At 73.3% G+C, this 14,036-nt stretch carries 14 protein-coding genes; 6 read left to right on the top strand and 8 right to left on the bottom strand.

The features are described from left to right. Window positions 1-60: 60 nt before the first annotated feature. Window positions 61-1,416 (bottom strand): aminotransferase-like domain-containing protein, encoded by a 1,356-nt coding sequence (locus BOQ63_RS13080; RefSeq protein ID WP_072654287.1) that lies wholly within the window; start codon window positions 1,414-1,416, stop codon window positions 61-63. Between the two features lie 95 nt (window positions 1,417-1,511). Here BOQ63_RS13080 and BOQ63_RS13075 point away from each other — a divergent pair, with 95 nt between their 5' ends. Continuing rightward, a complete protein-coding gene (locus BOQ63_RS13075; RefSeq protein WP_223885918.1) occupies window positions 1,512-2,192 on the top strand; it encodes a LysE family translocator in 681 nt (226 codons plus the stop codon). A 35-nt stretch (window positions 2,193-2,227) separates the two neighbouring features. Here the strand turns inward: BOQ63_RS13075 and BOQ63_RS13070 are convergent, their stop codons facing one another. The 4 genes from BOQ63_RS13070 to BOQ63_RS13055 form a co-directional block, all read right to left on the bottom strand. Next, window positions 2,228-3,259, bottom strand: coding sequence for a serine hydrolase domain-containing protein (locus tag BOQ63_RS13070; RefSeq protein ID WP_072654286.1), 1,032 nt, complete (start codon window positions 3,257-3,259; stop codon window positions 2,228-2,230). Next, window positions 3,256-4,191 carry a DUF6895 family protein gene (locus tag BOQ63_RS13065; RefSeq protein WP_072654285.1) on the bottom strand — a complete coding sequence of 312 codons (936 nt, stop codon included), beginning with the start codon at window positions 4,189-4,191 and terminating at the stop codon, window positions 3,256-3,258. The genes BOQ63_RS13070 and BOQ63_RS13065 overlap by 4 nt, the downstream gene beginning before the upstream one ends. After that, window positions 4,188-4,916, bottom strand: a complete 729-nt coding sequence (locus tag BOQ63_RS13060) for a hypothetical protein (protein ID WP_037829283.1) — start codon at window positions 4,914-4,916, stop codon at window positions 4,188-4,190. The genes BOQ63_RS13065 and BOQ63_RS13060 overlap by 4 nt, the downstream gene beginning before the upstream one ends. A 69-nt stretch (window positions 4,917-4,985) precedes the next feature. Continuing rightward, complete coding sequence (locus tag BOQ63_RS13055) at window positions 4,986-5,201, bottom strand: hypothetical protein (protein ID WP_030283070.1); 216 nt, start codon at window positions 5,199-5,201, stop codon at window positions 4,986-4,988. A gap of 154 nt (window positions 5,202-5,355) precedes the next feature. On the opposite strand from BOQ63_RS13055, the gene BOQ63_RS13050 reads away from it, so the two are divergent. After that, window positions 5,356-6,129 (top strand): SDR family NAD(P)-dependent oxidoreductase, encoded by a 774-nt coding sequence (locus BOQ63_RS13050; protein ID WP_072654284.1) that lies wholly within the window; start codon window positions 5,356-5,358, stop codon window positions 6,127-6,129. Between the two features lie 187 nt (window positions 6,130-6,316). Continuing rightward, window positions 6,317-8,152: an ABC transporter ATP-binding protein gene (locus BOQ63_RS13045; RefSeq protein ID WP_072654283.1), complete on the top strand. Its 1,836-nt coding sequence runs from the start codon at window positions 6,317-6,319 to the stop codon at window positions 8,150-8,152. Between the two features lie 112 nt (window positions 8,153-8,264). On the opposite strand, the gene BOQ63_RS13040 is transcribed toward BOQ63_RS13045, so the two are convergent. Next, window positions 8,265-8,933, bottom strand: a complete 669-nt coding sequence (locus BOQ63_RS13040; protein WP_030283064.1) for a lysophospholipid acyltransferase family protein — start codon at window positions 8,931-8,933, stop codon at window positions 8,265-8,267. A 177-nt stretch (window positions 8,934-9,110) separates the two neighbouring features. Here BOQ63_RS13040 and BOQ63_RS13035 point away from each other — a divergent pair, with 177 nt between their 5' ends. Further along, window positions 9,111-9,323 carry an EF-hand domain-containing protein gene (locus BOQ63_RS13035; RefSeq protein WP_030283062.1) on the top strand — a complete coding sequence of 71 codons (213 nt, stop codon included), beginning with the start codon at window positions 9,111-9,113 and terminating at the stop codon, window positions 9,321-9,323. Window positions 9,324-9,387: 64 nt separating this feature from the next. Here BOQ63_RS13035 and BOQ63_RS13030 read toward each other — a convergent pair whose 3' ends face one another. Then, window positions 9,388-11,592: a bifunctional glycosyltransferase/CDP-glycerol:glycerophosphate glycerophosphotransferase gene (locus tag BOQ63_RS13030; protein WP_072654282.1), complete on the bottom strand. Its 2,205-nt coding sequence runs from the start codon at window positions 11,590-11,592 to the stop codon at window positions 9,388-9,390. Window positions 11,593-12,384: 792 nt separating this feature from the next. Between BOQ63_RS13030 and BOQ63_RS13025 the strand changes: the two genes are divergently transcribed. Then, window positions 12,385-12,654: a hypothetical protein gene (locus BOQ63_RS13025; RefSeq protein WP_072654281.1), complete on the top strand. Its 270-nt coding sequence runs from the start codon at window positions 12,385-12,387 to the stop codon at window positions 12,652-12,654. A gap of 219 nt (window positions 12,655-12,873) precedes the next feature. After that, window positions 12,874-13,329 carry a YjbQ family protein gene (locus BOQ63_RS13020; RefSeq protein ID WP_046385912.1) on the top strand — a complete coding sequence of 152 codons (456 nt, stop codon included), beginning with the start codon at window positions 12,874-12,876 and terminating at the stop codon, window positions 13,327-13,329. A 67-nt stretch (window positions 13,330-13,396) separates the two neighbouring features. Here the strand turns inward: BOQ63_RS13020 and BOQ63_RS13015 are convergent, their stop codons facing one another. Then, window positions 13,397-13,954, bottom strand: a complete 558-nt coding sequence (locus BOQ63_RS13015; RefSeq protein ID WP_030283054.1) for a DUF1990 domain-containing protein — start codon at window positions 13,952-13,954, stop codon at window positions 13,397-13,399. Window positions 13,955-14,036 lie beyond the last annotated feature (82 nt).

The raw sequence follows: 14,036 nt of genomic DNA, 5'->3' as shown, positions 1-14,036 counted from the left end.
GACAGCTGACAGATGACAGATTTCGAAATCTGAAATCTGAAGTCTGTCAGCTGTTCCTTGTCAGTTGCCGGCGTCGCCCGTCACCCGTCGCCCGTCCGCGATCCCCGCCAGCACCCGCAGAGCCCACGCCAACACCGGCAACGGGGGCGAGGCCAGCCCCACCCGCACCGCGGACGGCGTGCTCCGCGGATCCACCGCGAAGGCCGCCGCGGGTGTCACCGAAATCCCCGCCCGCGCCGCCGCGGCGACGAAGGCCTCCGCCCGCCAGCTGCCCGGCAGCTCCCACCACAGGTAGTACGAGCACGGGTCCGCCCGCAGCCGCTGCCCCGCGAGCGCCTCCCGGGCCAGTGCCTGCCGCGCCGCCGCGTCCGTGCGTTTCGCCGCCGTCACCGCGGCCAGCGTCCCGTCCGCGATCCAGCGCACCGCCGCCTCCAGCGCGAAGCCGCTCGGCGTCCACCCACCGGTCCGCAGCGCCCCCGCGACCCGTTCGCGCAGCCCGTCCGGGACGACCGCGAACCCGACGGTCAGTCCCGGCGCGAGCCGCTTGGACAGGCTGTCGACCAGCACCGTCCGCTCCGGCGCGAGCGCGGCGAGCGGCGCGAGCTCGGGACGCAGGAAGGACCAGATGGCGTCCTCGACCACCGGCAGGTCCAGTCGGCGCAGTTCCGCCGCCAGCGCGACCGCCCGCTCGGGCGGCAGGCTGATGCCGAGCGGGTTCTGCAGCCGGGGCTGGAGGTACACCGCGCTCAGCGGCGCCGTCCGGTGGGCCGCCGCGACGGCGTCGGGCCGCAGCCCGTGCTCGTCCACCGCGAGCGGCACCAGCCGGACACCCAGCCGCCCCGCCACCGCCTTGACCACCGGGTAGGTCAGCGCCTCGACCCCCAGCCGCTGTCCGGGCGCCACCAGCGCGGCGAGCGCCCCCGCGACGGCCTGCCGTCCGTTGCCCGCGAACAGCAGCCCCCGCGCCTCGACCTCCCAACCGCCCGTGCCCGCCGTCAGCAGCCCGGCGAAGGACTGCCGTGCGGCGTCCGTTCCGGCCGCGCCGACCGGTCGCAGCGCCTCCTCCAGCGCGTCCGCCCGCAGCAGGGGCGTCAGTGCGCCGGCCAGCAGTTCGGCCTGCCCGGGCGCGCTCGGGTAGTTGAGTTCCAGGTCGATCGGCGCGGTGGCCGGTTCGGCGAGGGCGATCCGCCCGTTCTCCCCGGACCGCCCCCCGGCCCGGACGAAGGTGCCCCGCCCGACCTCCCCGACGGTCAGCCCGCGCCGGACCAGTTCGCGGTAGACCCGGCCCGCCGTCGAGGCGGCGATGCCCCGCCGGCGGGCGAAGGCGCGTTGGGTGGGCAGCTGCTGGCCGGGCCGCAGCCGTCCGCTGGTGATGTCGGCGGCGACCTCGTCCGCGATCAGCCGGTAGTCGTCCATGGCGAACCAACCCCTCGTGCTCCCCGCATCGGGCGATTGCACCGAGCGCAAAGTCATCATTGCATCGAGATCACTCCGCACCCTAGCCTCGACGCATGGACGAGCTGATGAACATCACGGGCGCCCTGCACGCGGTGGACGGCCACGCGGTGCTCGGCATCGCCGCGGTGGCGCTGGGCATGGTGCTGTCACCGGGGCCGAACATGATCTACCTGGTCTCGCGCTCGATATCCCAGGGCCGCCGCGCCGGACTGGTGTCGCTGGCAGGCGTCGCCGCCGGGTTCCTGGTCTACCTGGTCGCGGTGACGGCCGGGGTGGCGGCGGTCTTCTCGGTGGTCCCCGTCCTCTACACCGTGATCAAGCTGGCCGGGGCCGGCTACCTGCTCTGGCTGGCCTGGAAGGCGGTCAAGCCCGGCGGCACGGCGGTCTTCGCCCCTCAGGAACTGCCCCCGGACCCGCCGCGGCGCCTGTTCGCGATGGGCTTCCTGACCTGTCTGCTCAACCCCAAGATCGCCGTCATGTACATCTCGCTGCTGCCCCAGTTCGTGGTCCCCGAGCGGGGCCACATCGCGGTGCAGAGCCTGGTGCTCGGCCTGGTCCAGATCACGATCGCGGTCGGCATGAACGGCCTGATCGCGATGAGCGCGGGCAGCATCGCCGGCTTCCTCGGCCGCCGCCCGGTCTGGCTGCGTGTCCAGCGCTACGTGATGGGCACCGTCCTCGCCGGCCTCGCGGTGCGCATCGCCGCCGACCGCGCCAGGACGGTGGCGGCCTGAGAGCTGTCCCAGTCGGCCTACCAGGCCCAGGAGGCCTAGGAGACCCCGGTCGCCGCCGCCCGCAACACCTCGTACCCCGCTCGGACGAGGCGCCCGTCCGGTGCCGGTGCGGTGTTGGCGAGGACGGCGACGGCGGTCGGGCCCTCGGGCGAGAACCCCGCGAAGCTGGTGAACCCCCGGGTGCCGCCGGAGTGGAAGTACAGGTCGCGACCGCCCGAGCGGCGGTGCATCCAGACGAGGCCGAGCCGGTCCGTCGAGTGGGGCAGCCGCAGCCGTAGCCGCTGGACGTCCCGCAGGGCGGCGCCCAACTCGCCGCCCGCGCCCAGGGCGTGGGCCCGCAGGTAGCGCAGCAGATCGGCCCCGGACGACCGCACGGCGCCCGCGCCCGGCAGTCCGGGGATGTGCCAGGGCGGCACCGGCCGTCCGCGGCGGTATCCGACGGCCAGGCCCGGGGCGTCCGGGGCGCACGTCGTGGAGCGCAGCCCGAGCGGTCCGCATACGCGTTCGGCGAGCAGATCCCCGTACGGCAGTCCGCCCCTCTCGGCGAGCAGGCGCCCGAGGAGACCGACTCCGTAGTTGGAGTAGCAGTACCGACTACCGGGTCTGCCGCGCACCGTCGTTCGGGCCAGGCCGCGGCGCAACTGGTCCTCACCGTAGGTCGCGTACGGATTGGTGAACCAGGCGGGCGCGGCGCTGGCGAGCAGGCCCGGCGGCAGCCGGGGCAGTCCCGAGGTGTGGGTGGCCAGGTGCAGCAGTCGCACCGGGTCGGCCGAACGGACCTTCGCCGGGCGCCAGTTGGGTGGCAGGTGGTGCTCCAGCCGGTCGTCCAGGGCGAGTTCGCCCCGCGCGGCCATCCGCGCCAGCAGCAGTGCGGTGAAGGTCTTCGTCACCGAACCGAGTTCGAAGACGGTCTCCGGCGTGCACGGCGGCGCGACCGGTGCGAGGCCGAGCCGACCGTGGCACCGGACCTGTTCCCGGTCCCCGCGCGCGACGGCCACCGTGACGGCGGTCGCGTACGGCTCGGCTGCCCGCAGCGTCGCCGCGACCGCGGTGGCCAGTTCGCTCACGCGGGCGCCGGTGTGCCGCCGAGCGCGCGCGAGAGCGCGACGGTGGCCGCCACCACCCCGACGACGGCGGTGTGTTCGTGCTCGCGGAAGGTGTCCTCCGGGTCCTCGTGGACGGGCGTGACGGCGTCGCGCGGGATCAGTCCGTCCGGGTGCTGGAGCGCGGCCAGTGCCTCCCACCCGGTCCGGCCGGTGACCGGCTCGCCGATGCACGAGTCGACGATGAGCAACTCGCCCACGAGGTCCCACTCTCCGGTCTCCAGCCAGACGTCGAGCCAGACCGGCAGCCAGTCGCGCAGGTAGTCGCGCATCGGTTCGGGCAGGCAGTCGGGCCGGGAGCCCCAGTCGGTGAGGTGGAACACGGTGTGGGTGACCTGGTAGCCGATCACCCAGGTGATGGTCCACGGCTCGGGGCGGGCGCCGAGCCAGGTCGCCCGGGCCAGCGCGGGCCAGTCCGGCCGGTGTTCCAGTCCGGCGATCCGCCAGGCGTTGGCGAGGGCGAGTCGGCGGCTTCCCTGCATTTCGAGGGCGTGGACGGCCCGGAGCCGGCCGAGGGAGTTCAGCAGCTCCTCCAGGGCGGCGTGGCGGTAGCCCGCCCGGGCGAAGTGCGCGTAGGTCTCCAGCGGGTCGGTGATCGCGACGTGCCGCAGTTGTCGGTCGTAGAGGAGGTCGCCCCCGCGCAGTTGGGCCCAGGCGGTCTCGAGGAGTTCCCGCGCCGCCCGGGTGTCGCGCGGACCGGAGACCCCCTCCCGGAGCACTAGGGAGGCGGCCAGCGCGGTCTCGCAGAGCGGCTTGTAGACGTCGTCCGGATCGGCCAGGTCGCGGACGGTGCTGTCCGTGAGCCGTCCCCTGCCGTCGGTGTAGTGCGCGTGCAACCAGGCCAGCGCCCGGGTGCCGAGCCGTTGGGCGACGGTGAGCACCTGGGTGTCGGTCATCGCGGACCAGCGTTCAACAGGCCGTGGGCGACGTCGAGTTCCAGCCGCATGCGAGCGCTGCCGGCGCCGACCAGGCGGATCCGTTCCAGGACGGGTTCGATCTCCAGCCGGACCGGACGGCCGTCGGCCCGGGCCCAGGCGAGCCAGCGGGCGAGTCGAACGGCGGTGGTGAGGTCGTTCCGGAGCATGGCGCGGGTCGCGCCCCGGGCGAGGCCCAGGGTGTGGGTGCGGGCGTCCTCGTGAACCGGCCCGTCCAGGCCGGGCAGTGCGAGTACGGACAACTGCGCCATCCGCACCGACCAGGCCTGCCATCCGGCGGTTTCCGAACCGGGCGACGGCGCGGGGGGCGTGCGCGGCGGAGCGGCGGGCGACACGGCCGCCCCGAACGGCGTCCGGGCCAGCATCCGGTCGGCGGCCCAGTCCTGCCAGCCGATCGCCAGCGCGGCCTCCTCGGACCCGGCAGCCGGAGGAGGAAGGGTGCGCCGGGCCTCGACCAGCAGTTCGGCGGTGGGTCCGTCGGGTTCGGCCCCGGTGAGCAGTTGCGGGGCGAACAGGTCCGCGCCGAGCACCCGTACGGCGGCCAGCAGCGGGCGGGGCGCGGTGGTGTCACGGGCCGTGAGTGCGGCCGGGCCCCCGCCGTCCCGGAGGGCGTCGAGGGTCCGGCCCGCCACCTGCTCGACCGCTGCGGCGTACTCGTCGCGGAGTGACGTGTCGGCGAACGGCATGCGGAGGGTCCCTCCTTCGCACATCCGAGAAGTGGCACTGGGCGCGTGGCCCTGGGCGGAGCGGCCCGGCTACCGGGCCGGCTTCTCCTTGGGGGCCTTGGGCACCTTGGGAGAGAGGGCCAGCAGCCCGGTCAGCAGCAGCAGGCCTTGGGCCTCCGGCAGGTACGTGGGCGCGTCGGACACGACGGCCTCGTCCTCCACCATCAGACTCGCGAGAGTCTCGGCCTCGGCCAGCGTCGCACTGCTCGACGCCGAGGCGGTTTCGGTCCGGAACTGAGTGAGCATCGGATCCGCCTCCTCACCTGGATCGCACCGCCCGGTGGGGCGATGCCTCGTCCGAGACTACGAGCACGATCGATTGCCTGCATCCGCAGCTGGCCGACCAGGTGAGCCGCCCGGGGTGTGGGCGTGGCCGCAGGGAGTCGGTACGGTCGGGGGCATGACCACAGCCTTGATCACCGGCGCGACCGCCGGCATCGGAGCCGCCTTCGCCGGCCGGCTCGCCCGCAGCGGCTACCGGCTCGTCCTGGTGGCCCGGGACACCGAGCGCCTGGAGCGCGCGAGCGCCGACCTGCACGCCCGGTACGGCACCGAGGTGGAGGCGCTGACCGCCGACCTCGCCACCGACGAGGGCATCGCCGCCGTCGAAGCGCGGCTCGCCGACGCCGAGCGCCCGGTGGATCTCCTGATCAACAACGCCGGCTTCGGCAACAAGGGCGCCTTCGGGACCGTCCCGCTCCAGGACGAGCTGGACATGCTGAAGGTGCACGTCGAGGCCATCCTGCGGCTGACCACGGCCGCCCTCCCGGGAATGCGCGAGCGCGGCCGGGGTGCGATCGTGAACGTCGCCTCGGTGGCGGCCTTCCTGCCGCGCGGCACGTACGGGGCGAGCAAGGCGTGGGTGGTGAGCTTCACCCAGGGCGTACTGCGCGACCTCGGCGGGACGGGCGTGCGGATGATGGCGCTGTGCCCCGGATTCACCCGGACCGAGTTCCACCAGCGGGCGGGCATGGGCACCGGCAACATCCCGTCCTGGTCCTGGCTGTCGGCCGAGCGCGTGGTGAACGAGGCGATGCGCGACCTCGCCCGCGGCCGTTCGGTGTCCGTGCCGGGCAAGCGCTACAAGCTGGCCGTGGCGGTCGCCCGGGTGCTGCCGTCCGGCAAGCTCGGCGGCCTCTCCTCGAAGGCGGCGCGCACCTACCGGACGAACTGAGGCGCGTACCCGCCGGACGGGCTGGGGCGCAGCGGCGGTCGGGCCGGGGAGCGGCAGCGGGAATAGAGTCACCCTCACTATTAGCTTGCCTAACTATGAGCTAGTCTCGCTATGCTGAAACCCGACCGACCGCCATGCCCGCCGCTGCGCCCACGCCCCCGCGCGCCCGATCCAGGGAGGCCCGTTCTTGAGGCCCGCCGCCATCGACTGGACCCCGCCCGACCGCGCCGAGGGCGATCCCCGCCCACCGGCCCAGTGGCGGCGCATCCTCGCGCTGTTCCGCCCGTACCGGGGCCGCCTCACCACCGTCGGGCTGCTGGTCGCGGCCTCGGCCGTGGTGTCCGTCATCTCGCCGTTCCTGCTCAGGGCCGTACTGGACACCGCCATCCCGCAGGGCCGCACCGGGCTGCTCAGCCTGCTCGCGCTCGGGATGATCCTCACCGCCGTGGTGAACAGCATCTTCAACGTGCTGCAGACGCTGATCTCCACCACCGTCGGCCAGCGGGTCATGCACGACCTGCGCACCTCCGTCTACGGCCACCTCCAACGGCAGTCGCTGGCCTTCTTCACCCGCACCCGCACCGGCGAGGTGCAGTCCCGGATCGCCAACGACATCGGCGGCATGCAGTCCACGGTGACCTCCACGGCGACCAGCCTGGTCTCCAACCTCACCGCGGTGATCGCCTCGATCGTGGCCATGGTCGCCCTCGACTGGCGGCTGACCGTCGTCTCGCTGCTCCTGCTCCCGCTGTTCGTCTGGATCAGCCGGCGGGTCGGCCGGGAGCGCAAGAAGATCACCACCGAGCGGCAGAAGCAGCTGGCCGCGATGAGCTCGGCCGTCCAGGAGTCGCTGTCGGTGAGCGGCATCCTGCTCGGCCGCACCATGGGCCGGTCCGACTCGCTCGCCCGCGAGTTCACCGAGCAGTCCGACCAGCTCGCCGACCTGGAGGTGCGGGCCAGCATGGCCGGGCGCTGGCGGATGAACACCATCATGATCGTGATGGCCGCGATGCCCGCGCTGATCTACTGGGCGGCCGGGCTGACCTCCGCCGCGGGCGCGCCGATCGTCTCGGTCGGCACCCTGGTCGCCTTCGTCACGCTCCAGCAGGGCCTGTTCCGCCCGACCGTCAGCCTGCTCTCCACCGGCGTGGACGTGCAGACCTCGCTCGCGCTCTTCCAGCGCATCTTCGAGTACCTCGACCTGCCGGTCGAGATCGCCGAACCGCCGAGGCCGGTCGGCCTGACCGACATCCGCGGCGAGGTCCGCTTCGAGGCCGTCGACTTCCGCTACGACCCCGAGCAGGAGCGCCCGACCCTGACCGGCGTCGAACTCAAGGTCCCGGCCGGGACCTCACTGGCCGTGGTCGGCGAGACCGGCTCGGGCAAGACCACCCTCAGCTACCTGGTGCCGCGGCTGTACGACGTCACGGGCGGCCGGGTCACCCTGGACGGCGTGGACGTGCGCGAGCTGTCCTTCGACACCCTGTCCCGCGCGGTCGGCGTGGTCTCCCAGGAGACCTACCTCTTCCACGCCTCGGTCGCCGACAACCTGCGGTTCGCCAAGCCCGGCGCCAGCGACGCCGAACTGGTCGAGGCCGCCCGGGCCGCGCAGATCCACGAGACCATCGCCGCCCTCCCGGACGGTTACGACACCCTGGTCGGCGAACGCGGCTACCGCTTCTCCGGCGGCGAGAAGCAGCGCCTCGCGCTCGCCCGCACCATTCTGCGCAACCCGCCGGTGCTCATCCTCGACGAGGCCACCAGCGCGCTCGACAACCGCACCGAACAGGCCGTCCAGCAGGCCGTGGACACCCTGGCCGCCGGCCGCACCACCATCACCATCGCGCACCGGCTGTCCACCGTCCGCTCCGCCGACCAGATCGCCGTGCTCGACCACGGTGAGGTGGTCGAACTCGGTACCCACGAGGAGCTGGTGGAGCTGGACGGCCGGTACGCGGCGCTGCTGCGCCGGGAGGCGCCGGAGGCCGCGGCCCTGTCGGCGGCCGCCCTCGGCCACGCGTGAGCCCGTCCGCCTCGGCCACGCGTGACTCCGTAGCCGTTGGCCGCGGACAAGCGGGCCGGCGGCCCGGCGGCCCGGCGGCCGTCGAGCGCAAGGTGACCGGTCCGAAGGGCGGTCAGGCCGCCTTCGGGATCTCGTTGTAGCTCTCCACGACCTCCTGGCCGGAGAGCCGCTGGATCGCCGCCATCACCTCGTCGGTCACCTGCCGACGGGCCTTCAGCGAACGGGCCTGCCCGTGCAGCTCGTCGAAGTGCAGCGGCTCGCCGAAGCGGACGGTCACCTTCTTGATCCGCGGGACGCGCTTGCCGATCGGCAGGATCTGCTCCGGGCCCTCCAGGGCCACCGGCACCACCGGAACGCCCGCGGTCAGCGCGAGCCAGGCGACGCCCGTCTTGCCCCGGTAGAGCCGGCCGTCCAGCGACCGGGTGCCCTCGGGGTAGATGCCGAAGGCCTTGCCGTCCTCCAGGATCTCCAGCGCCGACTCCAGCGAGGCCTGCGCGGAACGGTAGGTGCCGCGCTCGACCGGCACCGCGCCGATCGCCTCGAAGAAGCCCTTGGAGACCCGGCCCTTGAGCCCGGTGCCGGTGAAGTACTCGGCCTTGGCGAGGAAGTGGACCCGCCGCGGGGCGGTGAGCGGGATCACCACGCTGTCGATGAACGACAGGTGGTTGCTGGCCAGGATCACCCCGCCCTTGCGCGGCACGTTCTCGATGCCCTCGATGACCGGGCGCCAGATCCCCCGCGAAACGGGTTTCAGCACCAGCCTGGTGGCGAGGTCGAGCACGGTTTCCCTCCCTGGACGAACGACCGCCCGGGAGGCGCCCGGGTCAGCAATCAGACCCGCAGACTACGACACCCACCCCGGCGTGCGTCCACTCCCGGAGACCGTGGCGAACACCACGGGCGGGTAGGGTACGGCCGTCCGAACCGAGCAAGACCCCGCAGTACGCAGGAGGAAACGATGGAGAGCGTCGAGGCCATCAAGGAGATGTTCGACCGTTTCGACAAGAACGGCGACGGCAAGATCACCGCTGCCGAGTACGCGCTGGCCGCCAACGAGATGGGCGACCACAGCGTCACCATCTCGATGGCCGAGGCGCTGATCCACGCGATGGACACCCGTCACCAGGGCTTCCTGGACTTCGAGGAGTTCCTGGCCGCGCGTCAGCGCTGAGCCCGCGCGGACGGGGCCGGATCCGCCCTGCCGGCGGCCCCGACCCCGTCCGTGGGCCCGTCCTCTACCGTGCCGGACCCATCGGGAACACCCGGCGCACCACCCGCTCCGCCGCGCCGCCGTCGTCCCAGACGCAGAACTTCGCCCGGAACCGCGCCCGGGCCCCCGGCTCCGGATCCCCCGCGCGCAGCGCCCGCGCCAGCCCGTCCACGTCCACCGTGACGGCGCCCGGCGGCTCCGCGAACAGGTCGAAGTAGACGCCGCGTTCGCGCTGGTACTCCTCCCAGTCCGGTGCGAATATCACCACCGGACGGTCCAGCACCGCGTAGTCGAACATCATCGACGAGTAGTCCGTCACCAGTGCGTCCGCCGCCAGGTAGAGGTCCTCCACGACCGGGTGCGTCGACACGTCCACGATCTCCGCCGCGTCCGCACCGGTCGTCAGGTCGCCCGGGCCGTCGGTGTGGAAGTAGTGGGTGCGCACCAGCAGCGTGAAGCGCGGGCCCAGCCGCCGGGCCAGCTCCGCCACGTCCAGCAGCGGCACGTAGCCGCCCTTGCCGCCGCGGTGCGTCGGTGCGTACAGCACCGCCGTGGTGCCGGGGCGCAGCCCGAACCGCTCGCGCATCGCCCGGACCTCCTCCGGGGTGGCGTTGGCCAGCCGGTCGTTGCGCGGGTAGCCGGTGTCCAGCATCTCGTACCGGCCGGGGAAGGCCCGGGAGAAGTGCTCGCTGGTGTGCGGGTTGGAGGAGACCAGGAAGTCCCAGCGGTCGATGGCCTCCTGGAGCCGGTCGAAGTCCATCCCCTCGGCGGCCTCGGGGCGGCCCCGCAGGTCCATGCCCATCGCCTTGAGCGGGGTGCCGTGCTGGGTCTGGACGTGCACCGTGCCCTGGCGCTTCGCCATCGTGCGCGGGAAGTTGACGTTGTTGACGAAGTACTTCGCGGTCGCCATCGCCTTGAGGTAGGCGGGAGTGTTGACGATCACGTACGGGACGCCGGGCGGCATGGCGTCGGCCTGCCGGCGGTTCTCCACCACCCACACGCCCCGGATCTGCGGGGCGAGTTCCTTGGCCTTCTCGTAGATCGCCGCCGGGTTGCACGCGTAACCCCGGTGCCAGTACGCGGCGTAGACCGCCAGGTGCTCGTCCAGCGGGAGCCGCCGGAAGGCGTTGTACGCGGTGAACCGGGCGCCGCTGCGCACGCCCTTCTTCACCGCGGGCGCCACCGCCCTCGCCCCGCGCTTGAGTTCGCGCGGCAGGCGGCCGGTGCGGCGCAGCTCGGCGTAGGCGATCCGGGCCCCGCGGGCGGCCAGCCGGTACTGCACGCCGCGCACCCCGCCGGGGAAGCGGTAGTCCGCGGGGCGGTGGCGCTCGAAGTGCAGGGCGATCCGGTGGAAGTAGTCCTTGCGCCGGGCGACGGGGACCAGCCCGGGGGTGTCGTAGACGTTCAGCGCCTGGCGGACGGTCCGGTCGAAGACCAGGGTGCGCAGCGACTCCGGGACGGGCCTGCCGGGGCGGTCGGAACGGTCGATGAAGGCGAAGATGGCGTCGTACTGGGCGAACACGTCGGCGTGCTTGGGGGAGGCGGTGGCGGTGATCGCGCCGTCCCGGCCGCGCCGGTAGAAGTAGCAGGGGCGGTCGAGGTAGCGCAGTCGCTCGGCGGCCAGCAGCGCGGGGTAGGTGACCGAGATGTCCTCGTAGTAGCCGCGGCCGAAGGCGACGCCGAGGCCCTCCAGGAATTCGCGGCGGAACACCTTGTTCCACACCGACATCACGGTCTGGAACAGCGCCGGGTGCTCGGCGAGGGTGCAGCCCTCGACCAGCGGGGAGCCGACCAGCACGTGCCGCCAGGGGTTGGGCTCGCTCCCGCCGTCCGGATAGACGTGGGTGAAGTCGGTGAGCAGCACGTCGGCGGGCACCTCGCGGCGGCGCTCCTGCGCCAGCTCGTCCAGGATCACGCCGACCGTCCGCTCGGGCAGCCAGTCGTCGCTGTCCACGAACCAGACGTACTCGCCGCGCACCTGCGGCAGGGCGGCGGCCCGGGCGCCACCGAGGCCCTGGTTCTCGGTGAGGTGCATCACGCGCAGCCGGGGGTCGCGGGCGGCGTAGGCGTCCAGGATCGCGCCGGAGCCGTCGGGGGAGAGGTCGTCGACCGCGATCACCTCGAAGCGGGTCTCGGCGGCGGGGGTCTCGCCGAGGATCGAGTCGAGGCAGCGCGGCAGGTACCGCTCCACGCCGTGGACCGGAAGCACGATGCTGAGGAGGAGGGACACGCTGGCCGAGTCTACCGATCCGCACGGTGCGACCTGCGGGGACGTCGGGCTGCGGAAGGCGGGCGGTGTGACCGGCGCGTGACGGGGCCCGGAACCGCCGGTGCCGGGCCCCGAGCGGGGCGGCACCGGCAGTCTGGTGGCGGCCCGGCCGACCCTCTACGGCCGGCCGCCGGTCCGGGCACCACGCGGGCCTGGCCACCGCAGCGTCGAGGTGACCGGGCAGTGGCCCGCAGGAGCCGGAGTCTTTCACCGAGTCGCGTCGTTCACGACTCGAACACGCGCATGGGTGCGGTGCGGGCACCTGGGCGTGTGCATCAGATATTGCTTGGAGGATTGGCGGGAGTCAATCCCTCGAATGCGTTCACTTCATGAAGTCGGATGAAGTCGGACGGTGACGCGGTGATCGCTTTGTCGACGTGACGGCTGTCCCCTATATGGGGAGCCGGGCGAGGAGCGGCGGGAGGGTGTCGGAAGGGCATCGGGGGAGGCGTGGGGAGGGGCGTCGGCAGCGGTTTCGTCGATACGGCTGCCGCACCGGCCGTCCGCTTCCGTGCGCCCGGCGCATGCCGCGGATGCGGGCGCCGGGTCCGCGCCTCCTGGTCCTGATGACGGACGGCTGGTCGTGCACCATCATTGATGCCTAGTCGTGATCGCCCGGGCGGCCCCTGGTGCATCGTCAGTTGACGTCGCACGGTACGGTGGCACAACACCAAGGACGGTTGCGCGAAGACCGTCCCTCACGGATAGTCTTCGCCTCACGGCCCTGGCGCCTCGTAGGGGTGGGAAAAACTGATGGAACACATGCAAGTGCGGACTCGGCCCCGTGTGCCGGCGATCCAGTGCGGTGTCGGCGCGACCGGCCGCAGGATCGACCGACACCTGGCCGTGCTCGGCGCGCCCGCGCTCTCGGCGGTGGACACCGCCGAGGCGCTCGGGCTGATAAGGGAGCTGACGCCGCGCGGCGCCGGCACCCCGGCGGCGGCTCGCCGCCGCCACACCCGTGTCTCGCTGCTGGCGCCGCTGCGTCGGCTGAGGCGGAGCCTCTTCGGCGGGCGCGGCTAACAGTCGGTCCCGGGGCCTGGCCCCCGGGTGCGGCCCGGGGCTCGGCGGCCGGACCGTGAGCGACCCGTCGGACCACCCGGTCCGTCGGGTCGTCGGCGTATCCGCGGCCCGGACCGCTGCTCCGGTCCGAACCCCTCACCCTACGCGAGCCCGACGCCCCGGCGCGGGCGGTCGGCGAGGCAGTACGCCCGACCCGCTGACCTGGGTCAGGATGGCGCCATGGCGGACAACAACCACTCCACGTCGGCCGGGTCCACCGGCTCCTTCCAGAGCACCACCCTGGAGATCACCACCGGCAACCGCGAGGTCGCGCTCGACATCACCGACCGCTGCGTCGCGTTCCTCAACGAGCGGGCCCCCGGGCGGGACGGGCTGCTCAACGTCTTCGTCCCACACGCCACGGCCGGGATCGCCGTCCTGGAGACCGGCTCGGGCAGCGACGACGACTTCCTGGCGGTGCTGCGCGACCTGCTCCCGGCCGACGACCGCTGGCGCCACCGGCACGGCAGTCCCGGCCACGGACGGGACCACGTGGTGCCCGGCCTGGTCGCCCCGCACGCCACCCTGCCGGTGCTCGGCGGTCAACTGGCGCTCGGCGTCTGGCAGTCGGTGGTGCTGATCGACACCAACGGGGACAACCCGCGCCGCACCGTCCGGCTGTCCTTCCTCGGCTGAGCGGTGCCCCGGGTGTTTCCGGGGCGGGTGGTCCCGAGCCGCGCGGTTCTTGGCCGGGCGGTTCGGGTCAGCGGCCCGCGGCGACGTGGCCGGCCAGGGCGGCGAGGTAGCGTTCGATCGCCAGGTGCTGGCAGAGCAGCGCGACCGGTCGGCCCAGCCGGGCGTACCAGGCGGACAGCCGGGAGAACGCGGCGACCTCGAACCACACCTCGCCCTCGGCGTCCATCGACACCAGGAACGACTCCTCGCCGCACTCCGGATGGCCGGGCAGCGTCCCGTACGCGAAGCCGATCCGGTCCGGCTCGGCCACGGTCCACACCACTCGGCAGGGGATCACCAGCCGCGGCCACCGGCTGCCCGGCAGGCTCAGCCGCAGCAGCACGGTGGCTCCCTCCCGGGCGGGGCCGCCTGGGTACACGGCGAACCCGGTCCCCAGTTGGCTGCCCCACCCGAGCACGTACCGCCCGGCCCGCTCCAGCACCTCCGGCCCGTGCCCGAGGTGCACCCGCCGCCGCAGATGCGCGTACCCGTCCGGCAGCCGGCCGCGGCGGGTGGCCCCGACCTCGGGGTAGGTGGGCTCGGTGGCCCGGGCGGCCCGTAGTCGCTGTTGAAGATCGCCAACCATGGCGGCCACGGTAGTCGGGCGTTGGGGGAGCGCTTGGGGTGGGGCGCCTTGAGGCGGGGCGCCTTGAGGCGGGGCGCCTTGA

Origin of the sequence: Streptomyces viridifaciens (assembly GCF_001888885.2) — a bacterium.
GTDB classification, from domain to species: domain Bacteria; phylum Actinomycetota; class Actinomycetes; order Streptomycetales; family Streptomycetaceae; genus Kitasatospora; species Kitasatospora aureofaciens.
Note: the sequence above shows the minus strand (reverse complement) of the source record. Positions and strands in the feature narration are given on the sequence as shown.

Bases quoted from the DNA above. Each gene is read 5' to 3' on its own strand.
- BOQ63_RS13080 (WP_072654287.1), bottom strand. From the start codon at position 1,416: ATGGACGACTACCGGCTGATCGCGGACGAGGTCGCCGCCGACATCACC.
- BOQ63_RS13075 (WP_223885918.1), top strand. From the start codon at position 1,512: ATGGACGAGCTGATGAACATCACGGGCGCCCTGCACGCGGTGGACGGC.
- BOQ63_RS13065 (WP_072654285.1), bottom strand. From the start codon at position 4,191: ATGACCGACACCCAGGTGCTCACCGTCGCCCAACGGCTCGGCACCCGG.
- BOQ63_RS13060 (WP_037829283.1), bottom strand. From the start codon at position 4,916: ATGCCGTTCGCCGACACGTCACTCCGCGACGAGTACGCCGCAGCGGTC.
- BOQ63_RS13055 (WP_030283070.1), bottom strand. From the start codon at position 5,201: ATGCTCACTCAGTTCCGGACCGAAACCGCCTCGGCGTCGAGCAGTGCG.
- BOQ63_RS13050 (WP_072654284.1), top strand. From the start codon at position 5,356: ATGACCACAGCCTTGATCACCGGCGCGACCGCCGGCATCGGAGCCGCC.
- BOQ63_RS13035 (WP_030283062.1), top strand. From the start codon at position 9,111: ATGGAGAGCGTCGAGGCCATCAAGGAGATGTTCGACCGTTTCGACAAG.
- BOQ63_RS13025 (WP_072654281.1), top strand. From the start codon at position 12,385: ATGGAACACATGCAAGTGCGGACTCGGCCCCGTGTGCCGGCGATCCAG.
- BOQ63_RS13020 (WP_046385912.1), top strand. From the start codon at position 12,874: ATGGCGGACAACAACCACTCCACGTCGGCCGGGTCCACCGGCTCCTTC.
- BOQ63_RS13015 (WP_030283054.1), bottom strand. From the start codon at position 13,954: ATGGTTGGCGATCTTCAACAGCGACTACGGGCCGCCCGGGCCACCGAG.